Origin of the sequence: Rhodococcus gannanensis (assembly GCF_042681175.1) — a bacterium.
GTDB classification, from domain to species: domain Bacteria; phylum Actinomycetota; class Actinomycetes; order Mycobacteriales; family Mycobacteriaceae; genus Rhodococcus_G; species Rhodococcus_G gannanensis.
Genome location: NZ_JBHUFB010000009.1, coordinates 351,089 through 371,725 on the forward strand (window position 1 = coordinate 351,089; position 20,637 = coordinate 371,725).

Sequence of the window (20,637 nt, forward strand, 5' to 3'; positions counted from 1 at the left end):
TCAGTCTCGGTCGGTCCCGACGAGCTCAGCGACCGCAGTCGACCGGGAAGTGGTGCGCGGGTTCCGTGTCGCGTACTTCAGCGCGAGAACGATGCCCGCCGCGAGCGCGAGAACGAGCGAATACACGCCGATCGCGGGCGTGAAACTGCCGGTCGCGTCCTTGATCCATCCCGTGACCTGTGGACCGAAGTAGCCGCCGAGGTTGCCCATTCCGTTGATGACACCGAATCCCGCGGCGAGGGCGACACCGGTGAGGAAACTCGACGGCATCGTGATGAAGATGCTCATCGAGCTGTAGAGCCCGATCCCTGCGATGCAGAATCCGATGATCGCGATGACCGGCGTCTCGAAGAACACGGCCGCGATGGCGAACCCGAGCGACGCGACGCCCGCCGCGATCGCGAAGTGGACGGGTCGCTCACCCCGCCGGTCGGAGTGGCGGGTCCACCAGATCATCGGGCCGATGGCGACCAAGGCGGGAAGGGCGGCTATCCAGCCGATCTGGGTGGTCGTCATGCCGAACTGCTTGTAGATCTGGGGCATCCAGATCTGGAAGCCGTTCAAGCTGAATGTGAAGCAGATGAAGACCGCGATCAGCACCAGCACACGCGGGTGAACGAGACCCTGCCAGAAGCTGTGCGACCCGGCCTGCGATTCGGTCTCCGCGGACTCCTCGTCGAGCTTCTTCGTGAGCCATCCCCGCTCCTCGTCGGTGAGGAACTCCGCCTCTGCAGGGCTGTCACGCAGCACCCGGAAACACACGAACGCCATGATCACCGCAGGAACGCCCGTGAGGATGAAGACCCAGCGCCAGCCGGACAGTCCGAGGAACCCGTCCATACCGAGCAGGTAGGTCGTGATCGGTGTGCCCAGTCCGGAGATGCAGATGAACGTCACGATCCAGGCCATCGCGCGCCCGCGGTCGGCGTTCGGGAACCATCTGGAGACGAAATACAGCATGCCGGGCGAGAATCCTGCTTCGGCGATGCCGAGCAACACGCGACAGATCACGAGCGTCGTCGCGCCCTGGACGAAGCCCGTCGCGATGGTCACGATGCCCCACGTGATCATGATCCGGGTGATCCACCGACGAGCCCCCACTTTCGTGAGGATGTAGTTGCTCCCCGGCTCGCAGATCGTGTAGCTCCAGAAGTAGACCCCGGCGGCGAACCCGAACATCGACGCCGAGATTCCGAGCTCTGCGTTCATCGTCAGACCTGCGACGCCGATGTTCAGGCGATCCAGATACAGGACGATGTACGCCAACCCGACGACCGGCATGAAACGCAGCATGACCTTGCGAACAGTGCGGACCCCCAACGGGTCCCGCACCTCCGACGTCGTGACTTCACTCATGATCCACCTCGCGACCCAGGCGCATCACTGTGATGCGCGACACGGGAACCATGCGCGCCGTGCTGCCTCGTTCCCAATCATAAAGTTCCGATCATCGGGACACTGTTCGCCGACCACGCCGGCCCACACACACCGAGAGCCTGCGCAGAAACGGACTCGTCCCCACACCCGAAGATGCGGGGACGAGCCGTGCAGGGCTGGCATCGTTCGAAAACCCGCCACGCCGGTCGCCGTGTGACGGATCGCCTCGAGGGCCTGGTGATCAGCCGGCGAGCAGCGCCGGGGCGGTCGGACGCCCGTTCTCGTCGAGGATTACGACAACGGGTTCGTCGACCGGGAAGTGCGCCGGCATGAGCAGCATCCGATCGCGAGCGCAGCGGTCGAGCAACGCCTCACGGGTAGTACGCGCCCGAACGGGGTCGGAATCCCCCGCTTGTGCGAGATCCGGACGAAGGAACTGGAGCGGATGGTGGATGACGTCACCTGACAGCACCGCACCCCCGTCGGGTGTATTCACCTCGACGACGAGATGCCCGGGAGTGTGGCCAGGCGCGGACCTGACCACGACGCGGGTTCCGTCACGTACGGCGAGTACGTGACCGTCGGTGACCGTGGTCCATGCGGCATCGTCCAGCACCGGCTGCACGCTGTCGTGGAAGGCGCGGACGAGGTCGGACCGGACGGGGTCGTCCGGGTTCGTGGAGACGAGGACCTGCGCGCCCGCCAGCTCATCGGCGCCGAACAGGTAGGTGGCGTTGCCGAACGTGGGAACCCACCGTCCGTCGACGAGCCGGGTGTTCCACCCGCAGTGATCCGGGTGTAGATGGGTACTGATCACCAGGTCCACGTCGCCGGGATCCGTTTCGGTTTCGGCGAACGCGTCCTCGTAATCGGTGTCGAACATGTGGTGCGGCAACAGATTCGGTCGGTGCTTGTGATTCCCGTTCCCGGTGTCCACGACGATCGTGGCGTCCCCGATCCTGATCAGATGGGTGTGGATCGCGAGGACCAGATCACCTGTCCGCTGATCCACGAACGGCGCTTTCAGACGCAATGCCGCTCGCCCGGCCTGCTCGTCCGCGGCGGGGAAAAGCTCCCCCACCGGGAACGGCCACCGCGCCAGTTCCGTGAGCTGCGTGATGCGCGCCGCACCGACGTCACAGGTGAAGGTCACCGACCCGTCCTCTCGTCACGGTCGAGGTTGACCGATCACCCCGATCGTGGCGCCGCGGATCCGGAATCGCCAGCAACTGGTCCCGATCATCGGGCCCAAGTCGTGGACATCACGTCGGGCTCCGGCCGTGATCGTCGGGATGGCAAAGCGCCGCGCACCCGTGAGTGAGCCGGACAGCCGACGTACCCCGTGTCCGCCTCACCCCCGACTTCAACGCACATGCCAGGGGTGAACCACACGGCGAACCGGATAATCCCGAAACCTCGTCTCCGCAGGTCAAAGCGTTAAACGCGCGGGGGTAGAGCCTTCTCACCGACCGGCGCGCAGCAGTGCGGCCACCTCCCACTGTCCAAGCCGATTCGCGTGGTGCAAGGCGGTGAGTCCATCGGCGCCGCGGATGGACGGGTCGGCGCCCGCAGCGCGGAGTTGAGCGACCACATCCACATAGCGAGCCGACCCGTCGCCGTAGACGACAGCTTCGAGGAGTGCCGTCCAGCCGGGGTCGTTGACGTGGTTCACCGGGACCCCGGCCGCGATGAGCATCCGCACGGTCTCGACGTGTCCGTGCTCGGCTGCGGGGATCAGCGCCGTTCCTCCGAACCTGTTGATGCTGTGCACATCCGCGCCGTGTGTGAGGGTCAGCGCGAGGATCTCGGTCAGGCCCTCCGCACCGGCGTACAGGAAGGCGGAGTCCCGGATCCCGTCCTGCGCGTTGACGTCCGCTCCGGCTTCGATCAGTGCGGTTGCGGCGGCGACCGCGTTCGCCTTCGTCGCTGCGACGAGAGGAGTACGACGCCGGTCGTCGCGAGCCTCGATATCGGCACCGGCATCCAGGGCCGCTCGCACCGCGACGGGATCGTCGTAGCGGACGGCCTCGAACAGCGCATCCTCCAGTTCCGGCGTCGACATCCGCTGGGCCGGTAGCGACTCGACTTCCGTTGTCGTGAACACCGTCTCGTCAACCGACACGGGTGACTCGTCGTCGCCGGCGGAGCCGCCGCATGCGGTCACAACGACGGCGACGCCGATCAGAGCGACGGTGGCGCGGAGCCTCACCGCAGACTGTCCGCGATGGCGGCGAGACCGGCTGCCGCGCACGCCTGGTCGGCGTTGCCGTCGGGTGCACCGCCGACACCGATGCCGGCGATCGACGCGTTCCCGACCTTCACCGTCACACCGCCGGGAAGGAAGAGGGTCCCGGGGAGATCGGCGACGGTGGCGCCGTCACCCTTCGCGCGGTCGGCGAGGTCCGAGGTGTTCGCGCCGAACGCGGCGGCGGTGTATCCCTTCGCGCGGGACGCCTCGACGGTGTGCTGGGCGGCGTTGTCGCCGCGCAGCATGGCCTGCACGTTGCCGGCTCGGTCCACGACGGAGACGGTGACGAACCCGAGGCCGTCGGCTCGGCACTTGTCCAGCGCGGCCTGCGCGGCTCGTCCGGCGGCGTCGGCGGAGAGCCTGTTCGCGGACACGGTGCCGGTGTCTCCGTTCGCGGGCTGCTGCGACACCGCGGCCGGGGTGACGGCCGTGGTCGAGGCGGTCGCGGTGTCGTCGGACGATCCGCACGCCGTGACGGCGAGCAACGCGACGGCGGGCACGGCGACGGCGAGGGCGCGCGGCAGGTGGCGGGTGATGGTCATCGGGAGCCTTTCGAACCGGTGTTTCGGACGTTTCCCAGCCTGGTACCGGCCACCCCGTCACGGCATCGGCCGACCGACTGCCACGCGATCCGCCATCCGGCGGTGCCGACATCATCCGAATGGCCGATCCGCCACCACGGGGTTCTCCGTAGGATCGGCCGAATGCAGGGCAATGCGGCGTTCCGGGGTCCGATGGGACTCGCGATCCACGCCACCTTCTACCTGCTGCTCGCGGCGTCGACGGCCCGCTACCTTACGTATCACGGGGTGAGCGGCCGCTGGGTGGTCGTCGCGGCGCTCGTCGTCACCCTTGCGACGCTGTACGCCGTGGTCGTGGTGCAGTCCCGGAGGGGTGGGCCGTGGCAGCCGTGGGTGTGGCCCGTGCTCACGTCGTGGGTGGTGCTGGTGTGGCTGGCGCCGAGCTTCGCCTGGTCGGCGTTCCCGATCTTCTTCCTGTGCACCAGCGTGTTCCCGCGACGTGTCGCGTATCCGGTGGTCGCGGGTCTCGCCGTGTTCGCGGGCGTCGAGTTCGCGTCGTTCAGCGGCCGCACCGAGTGGCCGGTGCTCCTCGCGCCGCTGTGCACCGGTGCGCTGATCGTCCTCGCGTTCGGGCAGGTGCAGCGGGAGAACGCCGAGCGCGAACGACTGCTCGGCGAACTGGTCGACGCGAAGACGCGGCTCGCCGAGACGGAACGGGAGGCCGGGATGCTGTCGGAGCGCGAACGCATCGCACGGGAGATCCACGACACCGTCACGCAGGGGTTGACCAGCGCGCTGCTACACCTCGAGGCCGCGGACGAACTCCGGGACGTCGAGCCCGAGAAGGCGCGGGACGAGGTCGAGGTCGCGACGGCGTCGCTGCGGGACAACCTCGCCGAGACCCGAAACCTCGTGCACTACCTCGGCGCACCCGATCTCACGACACAGTCCCTGGATGCCGCCTTGCTGGCCGCGGCCCGGGGGTACGTGCCGTCTGCGCAGCTGCAGGTGGTCGGCGACCCTGTGTCGCTGCCCGACGGCGTCCGGCACACGCTCCTGCGGATCACCCAGAGCGCAGTCTCGAACGTGCGGAGGCACGCGCACGCGCAGACTGTGGGAGTGACCCTCACGTATCTGCCCGACGCGGTGGCGCTGGACGTGTTCGACGACGGCGTCGGATTCGAGGTCGCCGACGCGCACGGGTTCGGCCTGCCTGCGATGCGGCAGCGGGTGGAGGCACTCGGCGGGACTTTCGGCGTCGAGAGCTCGCCCGGCGAGGGCACAGTGGTCGCGGCGCAGATACCGACAGCAAAGGCCACGCAGTGATCACGGTGCTGCTCGTCGACGACCACGCGGTGGTGCGCGCCGGTCTGCGCGCACTGCTGGATTCGCAACCGGACATCGAGGTGGTGGGCGAAGCCGAAACCGGTGAGGACGCCGTCACCATGACGGCCGACCTCTCCCCCGCGCTGGTGACGATGGACCTCGCGCTCGGCGCCGGCATCGACGGTGTCGAGGCGATCCGACGGATCCGGGCCACCCGCCCCGACCAGCCGGTGCTCGTGTTCACCACCTACGACACCGACGCCGACGTCGTCCGTGCGCTCGACGCCGGCGCGATCGGCTACCTGCTCAAGGACACGGCCCCACGCGAGCTGTTCGCCGCGATCCGCGGCGCGGTCGCCGGTCAGAGCATGCTGTCGCCACCCGTCGCGGCGCGCGTCCTCGACAAGATGCGCCGTCCCGACCAGGCGTTGACAGCCCGCGAAGCGGAACTGCTGACCCTGCTCGCCGAGGGGCTCACCAACAAGGAACTGGGACGACGGCTGCACATCAGCGAGGCGACCGTGAAGACCCACCTCGCGCACATCTACACCAAGCTGGGTGTCGACACCCGTGCCGCTGCCGTGTCGATTGCGTTGCGCCGCGACGGTATTCGCTGACACCTGTGAGTGTCCGAACCACGAATCCGTAATCAGGGGCTGGTCACCCCTGGTTGTTCTGGTAGACCGAACCATCCGTCTCGTCATGTTGACGAACCCCTTCTGCGCCGACGGGCCGACACACGCCGTGTCCGCCTCGCCCCCCCGACGCCCGAGTATGATAGGGACGAATCAGACACCGCACCGCATAATCTCGAATTCCGTCGCCCACAAGCCAAAGGGTTGAACACAATTCGAGTCGGCGAGTTTGTCCAGCAGTCACCTGTTCCCACTGTGCGGCCGCTCACTCGTGCCGACCCTCACCGTCAATCGCGCTGCGGCACAGCGCTCGACCATGCCCGCTGCCACAACCATCACCGAGTGGGGCGCACCCCCGGATGGGTACGCCCCATTACACGGGGGAGGCCACTCAGCTCCCGGTGCCGCCTGCTGACTCCGGCCACACACGCGTGTTGCCGGTCGCGATCCGCCCGCCCGATGCCTGCACCGAGGTGCCGGCGAAAGTGAATCCCGTTGCGCTGCCGCGCACCCGATACTCGGGTGCGCGGAGCGTGAACTTGGGCGGCGGACGCGGAGCTGTCGGTGGTCGTGGACCGATCGACTTGCGCGTCCACGAACTCGAATCTGGGGACAAGGAACGTGACGCCGGTGACGTCTCCAACGGCGCCCGGCGGGGGTGATCGATCACCTCACTGGTCCGGCCATGCGGCGCTACGGCCCGCATATCCGAGGAGCCGGGTGAGGTCGTCGGTATCGGCGGGCACCGGAACCACCGGCCCGTACAGCCCCTCGCGGCTCGCTTCGTCACCGGGCTGCGACATCGCCTCCGCGAACCCGAGGCACGCGAGGACGTCGGCGGGCTCGGCGGCGAACGGCTGCCCGGTGGCGCGAGCGAGGTCCCAGCCGTGCAGTACGAGCTCGTCGAGCGCGACGACACCCATCACCGAGGCGGGCATCGTGACGCCACCCGCCGTAGCCTCTCCCTCCCAGGCGCCGGGGTCGCGCCACGCGGCGACGAGTGTGTCGAGGTTGGCGGCGAGACGGGTGCGCCAGTCGGCGGGAAGCTCCGGAATGACGGACGCATCGCCGGGGAACGGCGTCTTCCGCCCAGCCGCAGTGAATGCCTCGGAGAGGTACACGAGATGCGCCAGAAGCACCGTGACCGGCCACTTTGTGCACGGTGTCGGCGCGGCAAGCTGGTCGTCACGGACATTGGCCGCGATCGTGGACACCTGCGCCGCTGCCGGCGCCAGGTCGAGCTCGACAGGCATGGTTCCCTCCTCGGTCGGATCCCTCTTCGGATACCGACCCGGCCGGAACAGGAAACTCATCGAACATCCGGGTATCGGATCGGCCTCGTTTCACGTTGAACCGAGCATGACGCTTCCGGAACCGGGCGTCGCCTCGGCGCGTGATCGGATCGCAACCGAACGCGCCGACGCCGCGCACCGCATCGACTTCCTCACCGCCCGCCTGGCCGACATCATCGAGGGCTCACACCTGAGTACCGACGACGACGAGCACGACCCGGAGGGATCGACCGTCGCGTTCGAGCGGGCGCAGACGTCGTCCCTGCTCGACGATGCCCGGCGCGACCTGGAGGAGCTCGCCGCCGCCGAGCGGCGCCTCGACGCCGGTACCTACGGGGCGTGCGAGAAATGCGGCCGCCCGATCAATCCGGAACGATTGGACGCACTCCCCGCCGCCCGGCGGTGCATCGACTGCGCGTGACCGCGGAGGCCACCGCATCTCCATGCCGGTTACGAGCCCAACTCTCCCTCGACCCAATTGAGCAACTGCTGTTCGATGGCCACAGGCACGCACTGCTCGCCTCCGAAGCCGGGGCACCCGATAACGAGATCGAACGAACTCACGGCATCGAGCACCGCCAAGGGCGTCAACAGGGCCGCAAAGAGCCCGGCCGCGACCCACTGTTCGGGCGTCCACTCCGACGACAGGTACACCCCATTGGACGCCGACGACACGAAATCTTCCGCCGACTGCGCCGACGCCGTCCCCGTACCCACGACCGCCCCGCCGGCAACGATCGCCGCCGCCGACAGCGCCGCGACCCCGCCCCGAACCAACTTTCCTGCCATCAATCTCGTCCTTCTTGTAGTTGCCGAGAATCCGAGTGCTCCGACGACCGTGCCTGCCGACACGGTGGCGGCCCATCGAGATCAGACCGCTTTCGAGATCACCCTTGAGGCGTCAAAGGACTCGGACCACAGGTCAGCGGCGTCTTCGCAACTTCGAAACTGTTGCCCTCGATGACCGGCCAGTCCTGAGGTTCCAATCCGCCGACGGTGATACCAGCGCCGCTCTGCTGGATCGAACCCTCCCTGGCCGACGATGGGATCCCCTCGTAAGTGAAGACGAAGTTCGTGGTGATCGGGTAAGCGCCAGTGACCGTCACCGCACCAGTCTGGGCGTCAACCGTCAGAGTTGGGTTCGGATCATTCCTTGGGTGGAGAACGCCGTCGATTGTCTCGGCCCAGTAGATGTGGGTCTCCTTGAGCTTGTAATCGGGCGACGGCGGGTAGTCGGTGAAACGGGTGATGACATCGGTGTTGTCGTCGGTGGTGATGTCGTAGTCGACGGCGTAGTACCCCCCGCGCACCTCGTTGGTATTCACACTTCTTCGGAGAGTCATGCCCCCGAACACCAGTCTGTCGGTGTGATAGAAGGAGTCTGGGCACCCGACCCGATCGGACGAGCCCACACTGTTCAGGATGTCCACCTCCAGCTGCAACAACGGGTTCCACGGGTCGTACCAGACCTGAGCAGTAGCCGTACCCACTCCACCAACCATCGCTCCACCAACGACGATCGCCACCGCCGACAGCGCCGCAGCACCGCGCCGGATCGTCCCTGCTTTCATCCGTACTTCACCTTTTCGATTGAACTGACTGTGTCCCTAACCGATCTCGAAGCCGTCATGCCAGGACCGCGGCACCACCCACGAAACATCTCCTTACCCGATGTCACTCCTCTATATCTGATTGCACTGCACTGGTTTTCACCATCGCCCGCGAACACATGCGGTGGCCCCCTCGATCAGCAGGCCAGCGGCGTCGGCAAGACCTCGAAGCTGGTGCCCTCCATGACGGGCGCGTCGTACGGTTCCGCACCGGTGACGGTGAATCCGCCGCCGCCCCGCTGGCTGGAACCTTCCCTGGCCGTCCACGGCACCTGCGCGTAAGTGAAGGAGACATCCACCTTCGTCGCGAGCGGATATGAGCCGGTGACGGTCACCGCCCCGGTTGCCGCATCGATCTCGGGTGTCGGCCATTCGTGGTCACGGTAGTCACGCGTCGACACGATGACCTGGGTGAGCTTGTAATCCGGTGACGGCGGGTAATCGGTGATACGGCTGAGGAACGCCGCGGTGTCCTCGGCCTCGATGTCGTACTCGACCCGATACTCCCCTCCCGGATGCCCGCGAGTCACCACGTTCCGGTCGAATTTCACGCCATCGACCGTCTGGCTGTCCCGGTAATACACGCCGCCGGGGCACCCGACACGATCGGACGAGCCAACCCACTCGAGCGGGTGCAGCGGCGCGATCTCCGTGACCGCCCCCTCCATCTGCGCCGCACCCAGACGACCCATCCCGGTCACGTCGAAGGTGAGTCCACTGGGCAGCGGCCCGGGCATGGCGGTGTTGGGAATGCGGTAGCTGGCGTACACGCCGAGCTGGCTGGTGCGCGTCTGCGTGTTCGGGTCGTAGTCGGGGATCTCCCAACCGCCGTCGGGGGCCACGATCGTGACCGCCCCGGAAGCCGGGTCGACGGTGACCGATTCCGGGGCGAGCTCCGTCGACTCGTACAGCTTCAGGTAGGGCGAGTTCGTGACCCACGTGTCCGGCCCGTACGTGGTCAACCAGACCGAGACCCCCTCGAAGACGAAGCCCGCGGGCGGGTGTTCCACGATCGTGGTGATGTTCCGGCTCGGCGATCCGGTGCGGAAGAATGTGGTGCGGATTGAGTTGAGCTCGCCGCGCTCAGGCACCCCGGATCCTATGTGGCGCACCGTGATGTTCTCCATGTTCTGCGTCACGGAGAAGTTCGGCGGAGGGGTGTCGTCGAAACCCACGATCGATTCCGGGGTCAACGGGCTCGTCAGAGCCTCGGCTACGGCGCTGCTCCCGAATCCGCCGTCCTGTGCCGCGGCGGTGCCGACACCCACGATCGCACCCCCCGCGGCCACGACGGCCGCGGCCAGGAGCGCGCCAGTCTTACGCAACCTCATCCCCAAATCCCCTGTTCCAGAGGCGGTCGTGCATCGCGACCCGTGTCGCGGCGCCCGCCCTCTCCCCGCGACACCGTACCTTTCGGCCTTGTCCGATCGGACCGTTTTCGGCATCACGTTTTCGCAGGTCATAGCGTTGTACGCCGCCCTCGTTGCGAGCCGTTCACGCCCTCCGACTATCGTTCCGATTAGTAGGACGACCTAGTAATTGCGAGAGGGAGCGAACAGTGGAGATTCAGGGAACCGCGGCACTCGTCACCGGAGCGGCCTCCGGCCTCGGCGCGGCGACGGCGAAGCGCTTCGCCGACGCGGGCGCGACCGTCTTCGGACTCGACCTCGCCCAGTCCATCGAGCGCGCCGGCGACAACGTGCCCGCCGGGGTCACGCTCATCCCCACCGATGTCACCAGCGGTGACGAGGTGCAGGCCGCGGTCGAGCAGATCGTCGCGTCGGGTGTGCCGCTGCGCATCGTCGTGAACTGCGCCGGTGTCGGATGGGCCGGCCGCATCCTGTCGAAGAACGGCCCGCACGACCTCGAACTGTTCCGCACCGTCATCACGGTCAACCTGCTCGGCTCGTTCAACGTGATGCGCCTGGCCGCGGACGCGATGGCCAAGACCGACGCCGTCGACGCCTCCGGCCAGCGCGGCGTCGTCATCAACACCGCATCCGTCGCGGCGTTCGAGGGCCAGGTCGGGCAGATTGCGTACTCGGCGTCCAAGGGCGGCGTGCACGGCATGACGGTCCCCGCCGCACGCGACCTCGCGCAGTACGGCATCCGCGTGAACACCATCGCCCCCGGCATCGTCGACACCCCGATGCTTGCCGGCGTCACCGAGGAGTACCGCAAGGGTCTCGAGGCCGGGGTTCCGTTCCCGTCCCGCCTCGCGCAGCCCACCGAGTACGCGCAGCTCGCACAGATGATCGTCGAGCACGACTACCTCAACGGCGAGACCATCCGCATGGACGGCGCGCTGCGCATGGCACCCCGGTAGCGACCAGCTCGACACCTGCCAGACCGTGAAGGGTGGTCGCATCGCAACCGATGCGACCACCCTTCGACATCGCGACCGCCGGTCTCACGAGAACGGGAGCAGGTTCTCCGGATTCAGTTCCACGATCTCGTGATTCGCAATCTTCAGGCCGTGGATTCCGTCGACCCCAGCCATCTCGAAGGTGGAGTTGCTACTGCCGGTCGCGCCGAGCGGAGTGGTCAACGGGACGTGGTAGACGAAACGCATGATCAGGCGGTCGGTGCCGACCCAGTTCGGAATCGCCCACCCTCCCTCCGGAGCCTCGACCGTGACCGCTCCGGTCGACTTGTCGACGTGGGCCGTGCCGGACTCGATGGTTTCCTGCTTGTGGTCGATGCTGCGCACGACCTGTACTCCACTGAACACCAGTCCGGCCGGCGGATGTTCGACCACCTTGGTGATGCTTCTCGGCGTGGTGCCCTCCCGGACGGGGAGGAAGAAGGTGTTCTCGAAGGTGACCAGCAGTCCCCGCTCGATCGTGGTGGGGACGTCTCGCCGGAATATCACGTTCTCGGCCATGGTCTCCGGGTAGGACGTACCCCATCCTCCGCAAGGAAGGCAGGGCGTCTGAGGTTCATAGCTCCCGAACACCTCCCACCCCTGCTGCGCGGTCGCCGTACCGGCCCCCGCGATCACACTTCCCGCGGCGACCGCGGCTGCGGCGATGAGTGCGGCGGTCCTGGAAGTCCCCTGAACTCTCATACGACTCCTCCCCTTCTCGAGGTGGCCGTAGCCAGCGGCGTTGTGTCGCGGCACCATCCTCGTCCGGCAACAAGGTACAGGCCGGTTCGACCGACCGGACCAGATCGAGTACACATCCTTCTGCAGGCCATTGCGGTGTTGAACACTGTGTGCCGCAACCTGTCCCGGACGCACATCGACGGCTTGCGGATGACCGCCGCGGGGCACCCGACGGTGAGACGACCCGCGTGGACGGGTCACTCAGCAGGGCCGGCGCGCAAGCGCAGCGACACCCGACCGATTGCCCGAACATCGGGTGGGCCGACTGCATCGGGTATCGGCAACGGCAGGTCAGGACAGCGACGCGCTCCCCACGATCTCGTCGAACACCTCTGCCGCGGGCAACAGGGCGGTGAGGGCATCGACGAGGACCTCGCGGACGGGGTCGGGGATGTCGATCGAACCGGCGTCGTTGTAGCACCCACCGTCTGGATTCTCCTGGCAGTAGGCGTTCGCAGTTCCCGCTCCGACGACCCCGCCCCCGACGACCACACCCACGACCACAGCGGCGGCGCCGATCCCCGCAGCACCCCGACGCAGCAACTTCCTACCCATGACTGCACTCCCCGTTCTGCCACCAGTGATGCGTGCCTGCCCCACATGCGCGGAGCATCCGACACAGTAGCTTCTCGGCAGCGCCAGTCCGCTCACTTCGGTGAGAACCACGACCGGCATAAACTGTTGTGCACCAACACTCTTACGCCGAACCCGTCGCGAACGGGCCGGCCGATGACGGCGCGGACGACCACCGCAACGCGAGCCATCCGCACGGCGAAACGACGCGCGGCGCTCGCGGGGACCGCTACGCCAGCCGATGCTCCTCGATCTGCGTGCTGAAGGTCGCGCCGCCGAGGTCGAGGTACAGCAGGCGTTCGGTGACGGACACCGAGACGGTGTTGCGGCGTTCGATGGCCGATGCCGCGTCTTCGACGAACGCGCTGTCGAAGCTGTAGACCGGAATCGCCTCCGACTTGTGGATGCGCTTCGCCGGGAGCGCTGCCAGGACCTTCACCGGGTCGCGGTGGGTGTAGATCGCGACCCGGTCGGCGAGCTTGGCCGCACGGTGGATGCGGTCCACATCGGGTGCCCCGACATCGATCCAGGCGGTGACGTGCCCGGTGAGGTCGCAGCGGTTCAGGGCTCCCAGGTCGGAAACACCGGTTCGGGTGCCCACGGAAGGGCCGGCCACGGACCGTTCTCACCGTGAACGCCAAGGGTTCTGAGCAGGTTCTGGAGGGTGGTCGGGATTGGAGTCGGGCATGAGATGTTGCAGCCGAGCCAGACGTCGTCGGAGTCGATCGAACCCGTTGCGAGACCCGTGACGAAAATGACTTCAGCCGCCCGTTCCGGGACGAACCCGACCACACTGCCCACCGACGACTCTGCTGAAGCGGCGCCGAGGCCGAAACCCAGCCCGCCTCCGACCAGGGCGGTGGACACCGCGAGCGATGCGCCGACGCGCGTAAGAACTCGAGACATGATTCTCCTCGGATCGATTCTCCCCGTTTCGAGGTGCGGTCGCAGCTCCTCGTGTTGCTCGCACCACGCTCATCCAGCGGAAAGTACCACCCGGTCTTCTGGCCTGGGGTGGGATCCGAACACCTCGTTCAGGCAGAAGCCATGGTGTTGAACAGCCTCTGCCGCACATGCTTCCGGTCCGAGTAGGCACACCTCCGGCAGAGGATGCCGCAGGCGCACCACCACCTCGACGGCGAGACCATCCGCATGGACGGCGCGCTGCGCATGAGACCGCGGTAGCAATCAGTTCCAGACCAGCTGGGGTGGCCGCGCGAAACACGACGCGACCACCCCGACAGTCACGACTGCGACACGCCATCAAAGACGTGTTCGACGCTCCCTGCGACAGGTACGTACACAGCGAGGACAGCCAGGAGGGCCTGGCTGACCGGCTCCGTCAGGCAGAGGTACGGGCCGTAGCCGGGGTCCATGTCGCTGTAGCAGTAGTCAACACTCGATACAGCACTCGCGGTCCCCGCTCCGACGACCCCGCCCCCGACAGCCAGCCCCACGACGACAGCGCCTGCACCGATCAGCGACGCACCCCGCCGCAACAAGTTCTTCCCCACGATGACACTCCCCGTTCCGCCAGCAGTGATTTCCGGATACCCCACGCGCACGGGGGTGTCCGACAGACTATCCGGTCGGAGACTGGCACTCGACTGTTCCACAGACGATGAACCGCATGCCGAAAGTGTTGTACACCAACGAACCTGCGCCGATTTCGACTACGCGAGCCGATGCTCCTCGATCTGCGTGCTGAACGCCGCGCCGCCGAGGTCGAGGTACAGCAGGCGTTCGGTGACGGACACCGAGACGGCGGTGCGGCGTTCGATGGCCGCTGCCGCGTCTTCGACGAACGCGCTGTCGAAGCTGTAGACCGGAATCGCGTCCGACTTGTGGATGCGCTTCGCCGGGAGCGCTGCCAGGACCTTCACCGGGTCACGGTGGGTGTAGATCGCGACCCGGTCGGCGAGTTTGGCCGCACGGTGGATGCGGTCCACATCGGGTGCCCCGACGTCGATCCAGGCGGTGACGTGCCCGGTGAGGTCCCGGACCAGGACCGGCGCCTCGTCCGACGACACCCCGCCGTCGCTGAAGGAGATGCCGTCCTCGTACTCGAGGCAGTACGCGAGTACCCGGGTCAGCATGTACTCGGCGGTCTCGGACGGATGGCGCGCGACCCGCAGGTCCATGTCCTGGTAGACGCCGCGGTCGACGTCCGCCAGCTGTACGGCGAAGGTGTACAGGGTCGCGCTCAGTGCCATGCTTCCGAGCATACCGGCAGTTCAGGCCAGGAATTTCGCCGCACCCGCGCGGGGCGGTGATGTGCTGGGACGTCTATTCGGAATGCGCGGAGAGCGCCTCGAGCTGCACCGGGCTGACGTCACGCAGCACGGCGAAGGTCGCGGTGACGGCGAGCTCGCAGGCCCGGTCCAGATCAGCGCCGCCGACCACCACCGCCCGATAGGCGACGTCGAGGCTCATGCCGAGCAGCAGTGACGCCAGCGTCTCCGCACCCGCTCCGATCTCGGCGCCGCGGGCGGCGTAGTTGGCTCGCAGCCGGTCCGCGATCCGCGGGACCAGCACCTCGTGCAGCCGGCGCCCGGGGTCGGTGGTGGCGTCGCGGTGCCCGAACAGGACCCGGAACCCGTCCGGATGGTCACGCGCGTAGCCGAACAGCGCCTCCACCGCGTGCCGTGCGCGGGCGCCGTGCGGCATGTCCTCGCTCTCGTCGTACGCCGCGACCATCCACGACGTGAAGACGTCGAGTTCACGCTGAATTACCTTGTCTATCAGCGCATCCCGTGATCGGAAGTGCGCGTACAGGGTGACCCGGGTGGTGCCGCCGCGCTCGGCGACCATGTCCATGGTCGCGCGGTCGGCACCGACCTCCGCGATCACCGCCCGGGCGGCACAGAGCAGCTGCTCGTCCGTCGGACGATTCCGTGTGTTGGGCACCCCGTCACGCTACATCCACGGTCCGGCCGAAATATGCGGCCTCCACCATGTCCCGCCGCCCCCGGAGCTCGGCCGCGGGCGCCGACAGCGCCACCCGGCCGTGGTGCAGCACAACAGCCGAGTCCGCGATTCCCAGCGCGAGGTCGATGTGCTGTTCCACCAGGATCACCGCCATCCGCTGGTCGTCCGCGATGGACCGCAGCCGAGGTAGCAGCTCCTGCACGGCGATCGGCGACAACCCGAGGCTGAGCTCGTCGATGAGCAGGACCTTCGGACCTGCGAGCAGCGCCTTCGCCATGGCGAGCATCTGCTGCTCGCCACCCGACAGGTTGCCGCACTTGCGGGTCCGCATCGTCTTCAGCTTGGGGAAGTACTCGTACACCACGCCCAGGTCGGTGCCGCCCTTGCGCTTGGCCAGCCGCAGGTTGTCTGCCACCGACAGCCGGTGGAACACCCCGCGAGAGTCCGGGACGAGGGTGACGCCCCGCCTGGCGTTCTTCTCCACGGCGGAGTCGATCGGCTGACCGAGCGCCTGGACGCTGCCCGAGATCAGGGGCAGGGCACCGACCGCCGCGAGCATGGTGGTCGTCTTTCCGGCACCGTTCGGTCCCAACAGCGCCAGGATCTCTCCCTCGCGCACTGACGCGCTCAGTCCGCGCACCGCGGACACACCGCCGTAGCCGACGGTGATGTCGTCCAGTTCGAACACCGGCTGACCGCTCATGCCTGCTCCTCCCAATCATTCTGCGGTGCCGCTGCTTCCACCTCTGGACTACCGAGATAGGCCGCCACCACCGCCGGGTCGTCGAGGATCTGCGCGGGCGGGCCCTGCGCGATGACCTTCCCGAAGTCGAGGACGTACAGCCGGTCACAGACGTCGAGCACGAGCGACATGTCGTGGTCGATGAGCAGCACACCGATTCCGGTGTTCGCGATCCGACGCAGTTCGGTGCCGAACTCCTTGCTCTCGTGCGTGTCGAGACCCGCGGCCGGCTCGTCGAGCAACACCAGCCGGGTGTCTCCGACGAGGGCACGGGCGACACCGACCAGCTTCTGCTGACCGAGAGTCAGCTCGCCCGGCCGACGGTCCGCGACGTCGGTCAGCCCGACCAGCGTCAGGGCACGGTCGATCGCGTCCGCCGGAGGCTTCGACCCGTTCACGATGTCGGAGAACATCGCCCGCAGCCCGACCGACTGCACCGCGACGGCAAGGTTCTGCGCGACGGTGAGATCGGTGAACAGCTCGCCCGCCTGCCAGGTCCGGGCCATGCCCGCCCGGCGCCTACGGTGCGGGCTGGACTTCTCCAGCTGCGAACCGGCCAGCGACACACTGCCGCTCGACTTCGTGAACCCGGTGACCGCGTCGACGAACGTGGTCTTTCCCGCGCCGTTCGGACCGATGAGGCCGACGATCTCGCCGGCACCGACCGCGAGGTCGATGTCGGTGTTGGCGCTCACGCCGCCGTAGCGGACGGACAGCCCGCGTGTTTCGAGCAGTCTCTGCGCCGTCGTGGCGAAGGTCGTGTCAGACATGCGCACCTACCTGAGAGGGCGATTCCGGCTGCGGCGGAATCGAATCGTCGTCCTTGTGATGGCGTCCGCGGGCCCGGAGGTGTTCCCACGCCTCGGAGACCGCGCCGGCCACGCCGACCGGGTTGAGCACCGCCATCAGCAGCAGACTGCCCGCCGCGATCAGCTCGTAGTACTCGCCGAGGCTGAGGGTCTGGTTGAGGAACACGTAGCCGACGCCGAGCGGGCCGATGACCCCGGCGATGCAGGCGCCCGCGAACGAGGTGATGCCGCCGACGTACGTCATCGCGAGCAGCGTGAGGCCGATCATCACGGTGAACGAACCCGCCGACAGCTGACCGCGGCTGTACCCGATGAGGCAGCCGCCGATGCCTGCGAGGAACGCGGACAACGCGAATCCGAGGAGCTTCGTCGCGGCCACGTTGATGCCGGCCGAGGCCGCGGCGCGCTCGTTGGAGCGGACGGCGAGGAAGGCCCGGCCTGTGGAGCCGCTCATCAGGCGCAGCACCAGGACCGTGGTGATCGCGACGACGACCAGCACCAGGAATGCGAAACGCAACGTCACGAGGTTGGTGCCGTCGCGGACACCGAAGTCGATGCCGAACAGCGACGGGTCCTCGATCACGTTGCCCTCGTATGCGGTGATCGCCGGGTTGTTGAACACGAAGCTCTGGATGGCCAGCGCCGCAGCGAGGGTGACGACGGCGAGCTGGGCGCCGCGGATCCGGAGCGCCGGGATGCCGACGAGGACGCCGAGGGCGGTGGCGATGAGCGCCGCGAGGATCATGTCGAGCGGAAACGGGACGTGCCACTCGGTGGTGAGCTTCGACAGTGCGAATCCGGCGGTGCCCGCAAAGGCCATGCTGGCCAACGATATCTGTCCCAGGTACCCGGTGAGCAGCACCAGCGACAGCGCGATCAGCGACAGGATCACCGACGTCACCACGCCGTAGCGCCAGGTGCCGGTGGTGAACACGATCGCCGCGACGACCACGGCGGTGACGCCCAGCGCCGGCACCACCCGGATGGACGGGATGGTCACCGCGGGCATCTTGACCTCGCCGAGCGAACCGCGGGACGGGATGCGGCCACCGAGCAGGAACAGCGCGACGACCACGATGACGAACGGGACGGCGTCACCGAGGCCGGCCTGCGCCCACTCGGGCCACCAGTCCTTGGTGGTGAGCCACAGGATCACCGACTGGAAGGCACCGAGCACCAGGCCCGCGGTACACGCGACCCCGAACGAGCTGAGCCGGCCGACGAGAGCCACGGCCAGCGCCGGGATGACGAAGAAGGTGTACGTGGTGACGCTGAGGCCGATGGTGAACGACGCCAGGATGACGATGAGGCCGGTCGCGGCTCCGGTCAGCGCCCACACGATCGCGGCGAGCCGGTCCGGGGAGTAGCCGGTGAGCCGGGCGGCGAGCTCGTCCTCGGAACCCGCGCGGGTGGCGACGCCGAGAACGGTCAGCTTGAAGTACGCCCAGAACAACGCGGCGACGGCGATCGCGACGCCGGCGAGGATCAGGTCGGAGACGTTGACGACGGCGCCGAGGATCTCGACGGTGTCGTCCGGGAGGATCGACAGCGCGAACAGGTTCTCGGTGTCGAAACGCAGGTGCACGAGCGCCTGCAGGAAGAGCATGAGACCCACGGACGCGACGACCTGCGCGAGCACCGGGGCGTGCCGCAGGGGCCGGAAGACCAGCACGTGCGCGGCGAGCGCCCACACTACGGCACTGACCACGCCGATCAGCACGGCGAGCAGCATCGGGGTCGGGGAATCCTCGCTGCCGAGAGCGAAGGAGCCGATCGGCAGCACGAGTGTGCCGTCGGATCGGAGCGCGGCGACGGTGTAGACGGCCCAGAGGCCGATCGCGCCCTGCGCGAAGTTGATGATGCCGGTGGCCGCGTACACACCCACCAGGGACGAGGCGAACACCGAGTAGACGGCGCCGCTGGACAAACCGAGAAAGACGAACTGCAGGAACTGACCCATGGTGGCACTCACTCACTCGACGCGCCGTGCGGCGCGTGTTGGTAGAGAGGCCGGGCGGTGCCGTCGGGCACCGCCCGGCCGTCTCGGGGACCGGCTACGCGGCGCCCGGAATCATCCCGAGCACCTGCGGGTTCGGCGTGATGAACCCGCCGGTGACCGGCTCGGTCTTCTTGTCACCGGTGACCTCGAACAGCAGCATCTCGGTGGTGCAGTTCGGGCTGGTCGCCTTGCCGCAGTTGAGCTGCGGGCCCAGGAAGGACTGGTAGCCGTTGACCGCCTTCAGCGCGGTGAGCACGTTGGCGCCGGTGAAGTCCTTGACCCCGGCATCGGTGAGGACCGTCGCGAAGTCGATCAGGGTGGTGAAGGTGCCGTAGGCGTAGAAGCCGGCGGTGCCGCCCTCGGCCTCGATGGCCTCCTCGGCGGCCTGCAGATTCGTCTTCGCCGCCTCCGGAGCGGAGTCGATCGACGGCGGCAGCCAGAACGGGGAGTACGTCTGGGCGCCGACGACCTGCGAGCCCATGGTGTCGATGAACTCGGTGCAGGCGGCCATGAACTGGGTGCCCTGGTACTTCACCGACACCAGCGACTGCGCGAGCTTGGTGCAGGTGTTGTCGTTCGGTGCGGTCATCAGACCGGCCGCGGCGGGGTTGCCCTCCGCGAGGGTGGTGGCCAGCGCCGTGAAGTTCGGGCCGGTCGGCGGGTAGTAGACGGCCTTGGCGTCGATGCCGAGCTGCTGGCCGAACGGGATCATCAGCGCGTCGGCGACCTGATGTGCCTGCGGGAGATCGGTGTTCGCGAGCGTCAGCGAGGTCTTTCCCGCGGCCTTGAGCTGCTCCATGAAGCCGACGAGGAACGCGGCGGGCGGCGGACCGAAGTACACGCGGCCCTCGGCCTGGGCGCCGGTGGCGGTGTTGAAGGGGATCTGACCGACCATCGGGATGCCCGCGGACTGCAGGATCGGCATCGCGGCGAGGGACTCGGTGTTGTAGGCGTCGATCGCGGCGACGACGCCGGCCTCGACGAACTGGTTCGCGCAGGCGATCGTCGACTCGGGTGCCGTCTGGTCGAGTCCGCAGTCGATCAGTTCGATCGGACGGCCTCCGATCCCGCCGATCTGGTTGTTGATGTAGTCGACCGCGGCGTTCGCGCCGGTGGTCACGCCCGGCTGCGTGGCCGGGCCCTTCGACGGATTGAACAGGCCGACCTTGACGGGGTCGCCGGTCGCCTGGACACCGGTCGCGCTCGCGGCGGAGCCGCTGCTGCTGTCACTGCTGTCGTCGCTGCTACAGGCAGCCACCGACACCAGACAGGCTGCGGTCACGGCGACCGCAGCGATCCGACCAACTCTTCTACGCATGAACGCCGCCTTTCGGACGAGTTTTCGGGCACGACACATCAGCCCGAGGGGGCCCGCCACAACCGATCCCCCACACCGTTCGCCCTGGTAACGACCGGTGCAATGTACCTGCTGTGACCTGAGTCACGCAGAAATTAGCCCTACTTTACGGTC

General features: G+C 67.6%; 22 protein-coding genes. 4 read left to right on the forward strand and 18 right to left on the reverse strand.

Going from position 1 to position 20,637, the window contains the following annotated elements; genetic code table 11:
- The 4 genes from ACFSJG_RS08405 to ACFSJG_RS08420 form a co-directional block, all read right to left on the reverse strand.
- Positions 1 to 1,356, reverse strand: coding sequence for an MFS transporter (locus tag ACFSJG_RS08405; RefSeq protein WP_378484750.1), 1,356 nt, complete (start codon positions 1,354 to 1,356; stop codon positions 1 to 3).
- A gap of 262 nt (positions 1,357 to 1,618) precedes the next feature.
- Positions 1,619 to 2,530: an MBL fold metallo-hydrolase gene (locus ACFSJG_RS08410; RefSeq protein ID WP_378484751.1), complete on the reverse strand. Its 912-nt coding sequence runs from the start codon at positions 2,528 to 2,530 to the stop codon at positions 1,619 to 1,621.
- A 309-nt stretch (positions 2,531 to 2,839) separates the two neighbouring features.
- On the reverse strand, positions 2,840 to 3,439 hold the full coding sequence (locus ACFSJG_RS08415; protein ID WP_378485255.1) for an ankyrin repeat domain-containing protein: 600 nt from the start codon (positions 3,437 to 3,439) through the stop codon (positions 2,840 to 2,842).
- Between the two features lie 143 nt (positions 3,440 to 3,582).
- Positions 3,583 to 4,167: a GlcG/HbpS family heme-binding protein gene (locus ACFSJG_RS08420; protein ID WP_378484752.1), complete on the reverse strand. Its 585-nt coding sequence runs from the start codon at positions 4,165 to 4,167 to the stop codon at positions 3,583 to 3,585.
- Between the two features lie 162 nt (positions 4,168 to 4,329).
- Here ACFSJG_RS08420 and ACFSJG_RS08425 point away from each other — a divergent pair, with 162 nt between their 5' ends.
- Both ACFSJG_RS08425 and ACFSJG_RS08430 read left to right on the forward strand, forming a co-directional pair.
- Positions 4,330 to 5,472 carry a sensor histidine kinase gene (locus tag ACFSJG_RS08425; RefSeq protein WP_378484753.1) on the forward strand — a complete coding sequence of 381 codons (1,143 nt, stop codon included), beginning with the start codon at positions 4,330 to 4,332 and terminating at the stop codon, positions 5,470 to 5,472.
- Complete coding sequence (locus ACFSJG_RS08430; protein ID WP_378484754.1) at positions 5,469 to 6,089, forward strand: response regulator; 621 nt, start codon at positions 5,469 to 5,471, stop codon at positions 6,087 to 6,089. Before ACFSJG_RS08425 ends, ACFSJG_RS08430 begins: the two co-directional genes overlap by 4 nt.
- A 689-nt stretch (positions 6,090 to 6,778) precedes the next feature.
- Here ACFSJG_RS08430 and ACFSJG_RS08435 read toward each other — a convergent pair.
- Positions 6,779 to 7,360, reverse strand: a complete 582-nt coding sequence (locus tag ACFSJG_RS08435; RefSeq protein ID WP_378484755.1) for a TIGR03086 family metal-binding protein — start codon at positions 7,358 to 7,360, stop codon at positions 6,779 to 6,781.
- Between the two features lie 106 nt (positions 7,361 to 7,466).
- On the opposite strand from ACFSJG_RS08435, the gene ACFSJG_RS08440 reads away from it, so the two are divergent.
- On the forward strand, positions 7,467 to 7,820 hold the full coding sequence (locus ACFSJG_RS08440; RefSeq protein WP_378484756.1) for a TraR/DksA family transcriptional regulator: 354 nt from the start codon (positions 7,467 to 7,469) through the stop codon (positions 7,818 to 7,820).
- A gap of 29 nt (positions 7,821 to 7,849) precedes the next feature.
- On the opposite strand, the gene ACFSJG_RS08445 is transcribed toward ACFSJG_RS08440, so the two are convergent.
- From ACFSJG_RS08445 to ACFSJG_RS08455, 3 genes are all read right to left on the reverse strand, one after another.
- Complete coding sequence (locus ACFSJG_RS08445; protein ID WP_378484757.1) at positions 7,850 to 8,188, reverse strand: hypothetical protein; 339 nt, start codon at positions 8,186 to 8,188, stop codon at positions 7,850 to 7,852.
- Between the two features lie 98 nt (positions 8,189 to 8,286).
- On the reverse strand, positions 8,287 to 8,970 hold the full coding sequence (locus tag ACFSJG_RS08450) for a hypothetical protein (protein WP_378484758.1): 684 nt from the start codon (positions 8,968 to 8,970) through the stop codon (positions 8,287 to 8,289).
- Positions 8,971 to 9,146: 176 nt separating this feature from the next.
- The gene (locus ACFSJG_RS08455) at positions 9,147 to 10,340 is read right to left on the reverse strand and encodes a hypothetical protein (RefSeq protein ID WP_378484759.1); all 1,194 of its coding nucleotides are present in this window, start codon (positions 10,338 to 10,340) and stop codon (positions 9,147 to 9,149) included.
- Positions 10,341 to 10,567: 227 nt separating this feature from the next.
- Here ACFSJG_RS08455 and ACFSJG_RS08460 point away from each other — a divergent pair, with 227 nt between their 5' ends.
- Positions 10,568 to 11,335, forward strand: a complete 768-nt coding sequence (locus ACFSJG_RS08460; protein ID WP_378484760.1) for an SDR family NAD(P)-dependent oxidoreductase — start codon at positions 10,568 to 10,570, stop codon at positions 11,333 to 11,335.
- Positions 11,336 to 11,419: 84 nt separating this feature from the next.
- Here the strand turns inward: ACFSJG_RS08460 and ACFSJG_RS08465 are convergent, their stop codons facing one another.
- The 10 genes from ACFSJG_RS08465 to ACFSJG_RS08510 form a co-directional block, all read right to left on the reverse strand.
- A complete protein-coding gene (locus ACFSJG_RS08465; RefSeq protein ID WP_378484761.1) occupies positions 11,420 to 11,893 on the reverse strand; it encodes a hypothetical protein in 474 nt (157 codons plus the stop codon).
- 513 nt (positions 11,894 to 12,406) lie between these two features.
- Positions 12,407 to 12,670 carry a hypothetical protein gene (locus ACFSJG_RS08470; RefSeq protein ID WP_378484762.1) on the reverse strand — a complete coding sequence of 88 codons (264 nt, stop codon included), beginning with the start codon at positions 12,668 to 12,670 and terminating at the stop codon, positions 12,407 to 12,409.
- A 247-nt stretch (positions 12,671 to 12,917) separates the two neighbouring features.
- On the reverse strand, positions 12,918 to 13,304 hold the full coding sequence (locus ACFSJG_RS08475) for a YaeQ family protein (protein ID WP_378484763.1): 387 nt from the start codon (positions 13,302 to 13,304) through the stop codon (positions 12,918 to 12,920).
- 628 nt (positions 13,305 to 13,932) lie between these two features.
- Positions 13,933 to 14,202, reverse strand: coding sequence for a hypothetical protein (locus ACFSJG_RS08480; protein ID WP_378484764.1), 270 nt, complete (start codon positions 14,200 to 14,202; stop codon positions 13,933 to 13,935).
- A 159-nt stretch (positions 14,203 to 14,361) separates the two neighbouring features.
- Positions 14,362 to 14,901, reverse strand: a complete 540-nt coding sequence (locus ACFSJG_RS08485; RefSeq protein WP_378484765.1) for a YaeQ family protein — start codon at positions 14,899 to 14,901, stop codon at positions 14,362 to 14,364.
- A 73-nt stretch (positions 14,902 to 14,974) separates the two neighbouring features.
- Positions 14,975 to 15,595 carry a TetR/AcrR family transcriptional regulator gene (locus ACFSJG_RS08490; RefSeq protein WP_378484766.1) on the reverse strand — a complete coding sequence of 207 codons (621 nt, stop codon included), beginning with the start codon at positions 15,593 to 15,595 and terminating at the stop codon, positions 14,975 to 14,977.
- A gap of 4 nt (positions 15,596 to 15,599) precedes the next feature.
- A complete protein-coding gene (locus tag ACFSJG_RS08495) occupies positions 15,600 to 16,319 on the reverse strand; it encodes an ABC transporter ATP-binding protein (RefSeq protein WP_378484767.1) in 720 nt (239 codons plus the stop codon).
- On the reverse strand, positions 16,316 to 17,128 hold the full coding sequence (locus ACFSJG_RS08500) for an ABC transporter ATP-binding protein (RefSeq protein WP_378484768.1): 813 nt from the start codon (positions 17,126 to 17,128) through the stop codon (positions 16,316 to 16,318). Before ACFSJG_RS08500 ends, ACFSJG_RS08495 begins: the two co-directional genes overlap by 4 nt.
- On the reverse strand, positions 17,121 to 19,127 hold the full coding sequence (locus ACFSJG_RS08505) for an ABC transporter permease (RefSeq protein ID WP_378484769.1): 2,007 nt from the start codon (positions 19,125 to 19,127) through the stop codon (positions 17,121 to 17,123). The genes ACFSJG_RS08500 and ACFSJG_RS08505 overlap by 8 nt, the downstream gene beginning before the upstream one ends.
- Positions 19,128 to 19,221: 94 nt before the next feature.
- Entirely contained in the window at positions 19,222 to 20,484 is a 1,263-nt protein-coding gene (locus ACFSJG_RS08510; protein ID WP_378484770.1) for an ABC transporter substrate-binding protein, read from the reverse strand.
- Positions 20,485 to 20,637: the final 153 nt, after the last annotated feature.